Here is a 2,600-nt window from a genome sequence, read left to right as displayed (position 1 = left end):
ATGAGCCGCTACACCAACGACACGGATACCCTCCGCCAGGCCATCTCCCAGTCCTTCCCGCAGATGGTCTCCTCGGTGCTGTCCGCCCTGGCAGCCCTGATCTCCATGCTCTGGCTCTCCATTCCCTTCACCGTCCTGACCCTGGTCTTCGCGGCGGTCCTGATTGTGGTGGTCCGGGTTCTGGTCACCCGAAGCGGCCGATACTTCGTTCACCAGCAGCGCTATCTGGGCCAGGTGAACGCCTTCGTTGAAGAGGCCGTCAACGGGCAGAAGGTCATCAAGGTCTTCAACCACGAGAATGCCACCGCCAAGGTCTTCGAGGCTCGGAATGAGGAGCTCTTCCAGGCCTCGGCCCAGGCCAATACCTATGGCAACGTCACCATGCCGGTCGTGGGCAACATGGGCTACCTGCTCTATGTCATCCTGGCCATCGTGGGCGGGCTGGCCGGCATCGCGGGCATGGGCAACGTAGGACTGACCGGGGCAGGGCCGCTGACCCTGGGAACCATCGTCTCCCTTCTGACTCTATCCCGCTCCTTCATCAACCCCATCGGCCAGGTCTCCATGCAGTTCAACATGGTCATGATGGCCCTGGCCGGCGCCTCGCGTATCTTCGACCTGATGGACCAGCCTGTTGAATCAGACCAAGGTACGGTCAGATTGGTCAGCGTCGAACTGGCCTCGGACGGCCGGACCATGACCCCAGTCGACCACGAAACAGGGCACTGGGCCTGGAAGCGCGAGGCCGACGACGATGGCAGGCGCTCGCTGGAGGCCGCCATGAAGCTTCCCGGCGATGCCCGAGATGTGGCCCTGAAGGCCAAGGATCAGGCAATCACCTCGCCTGACGGACGATACACCCTCCTCCAAGGGGATGTGCGATTCACCGACGTCAGCTTCGGATATGACCCGAGCCAGCCTGTCCTGCACGACATCACCTGGTTCGCCAAGCCCGGGCAGAAGGTGGCGCTGGTCGGCGCCACTGGTGCCGGCAAGACCACGATCACCAACCTGATCAACCGTTTCTACGACATCCAGCAGGGGCAGATCCTCTATGACGGGATCGATGTGAAGAACATCCGCAAGCCTGACCTCCGCCGTTCCCTGGGCATCGTCCTTCAGGATGTCAACCTCTTCACCGGCACAGTCCTGGACAACATCCGCTACGGACGTTTGGATGCCACTGATCAGGAGTGCATCGAAGCCGCCAGGATGACCAACGCTGACGGCTTCATCCGCATGCTTCCCCAGGGCTACCAGACCGTTCTTGAGGGGGATGGAAGCGGACTGTCCCAGGGTCAGCGCCAGCTGATCTCCATTGCCAGGGCGGCCGTGGCGGATCCTCCGGCCATGATCCTGGACGAAGCCACTTCCTCGATCGACACCAGGACCGAGGAGGTGGTCCAGCAGGGTATGGACGCGTTGATGCGCGGCCGGACGGTCTTCGTCATCGCCCATAGGCTCTCCACGGTTCGCAACTCTGATGTGATCATGGTCCTGGACCATGGGCGAATCATCGAGCGGGGCAATCACGATGAGCTGATAGCCAAGCATGGCGAGTACTACCAGCTCTACACCGGAGCCTTGGAACTGGAGTAGGGCTCTCCAGGATTGCCAAAGGTATGATCCAGCATTAAGCGACGTTAGTGTAGGGGGTCGGTCCGCGATGGGCCGACCCCTTTCCTGTATATGCATTCGACCATTTTCTGCAGTCGTCCCGAGTTCGACAACTGCTGGCGCAGTAGCAATTTTTTAATATTTTTAAACAATTTTTACAGTTCTGAGGGCCAATTCCGACTATAGACTGAGAGCAAATATATACAGTTTTGCTGAGCAGACAAGGGGCTGATGACCATGGGCGTCACAGTAAAGGTCGAAGAGCTTACGATTCCCACTTACGGGATCGGAAAACCGGATAAGAATCCGCAATTTATCGAAAATCGAGTCTATCAGGGCTCTTCGGGACGTGTCTATCCTTACCCGGTCATCGAGACCATCTCGGATGAATGCAAGGATCAGGACTACAAGGCGGTCATCCTGGAGAATGAATACCTGGAGGTGACCGTCCTGCCTGAGCTAGGCGGACGCATTCAGTATGCTCGGGACAAGACCAACGACTATGACTTCGTCTACCGCAATCGGGTCATCAAGCCTGCTCTGGTAGGCCTGACCGGCCCTTGGATCTCCGGGGGCATCGAGTTCAACTGGCCGCAGCACCACCGGCCCAGTACCTTCCTTCCGGTGGACTGTACGCTGAAGGATCTGCCGGACGGGGGCAAGGCGGTGGTCTGCCACGATACCGACCGCATCTACGGCACCCAGGTCACCACCACCATCGCCCTGCATCCCGGGGTCAGCGTCATTGAAATCTCGGCCCGGCTCTACAACGGCACGCCCCTGCCCCAATCCTTCCTCTGGTGGGCCAACCCGGCCGTGGCGGTCAACGAGCACACCAGGACCGTCATGCCACCCGATGTGACTGCAGTCATGGACCACGGCAAACGCGACGTCTCCCGCTATCCGATCGCCACGGGAACCTACTACAAGCACGACTACTCCCAAGGAGTGGACATCAGCCGTTACAAGAATGTGCCGGTACC

General features: G+C 59.5%; 2 protein-coding genes. Both read left to right on the top strand.

Going from position 1 to position 2,600, the window contains the following annotated elements:
* The coding region (locus AC0AP0_RS11690) for an ABC transporter ATP-binding protein (protein ID WP_490430590.1) at positions 1-1,599 on the top strand (1,599 nt) is incomplete at its 5' end.
* 255 nt (positions 1,600-1,854) lie between these two features.
* Positions 1,855-2,600 (top strand): DUF5107 domain-containing protein (locus tag AC0AP0_RS11685; protein WP_490430589.1); only part of this gene is annotated, 746 nt, incomplete at its 3' end.

This window comes from Bifidobacterium sp. POST2/T3 (B1) (assembly GCF_058197115.1).
Note: the sequence above shows the minus strand (reverse complement) of the source record. Positions and strands in the feature narration are given on the sequence as shown.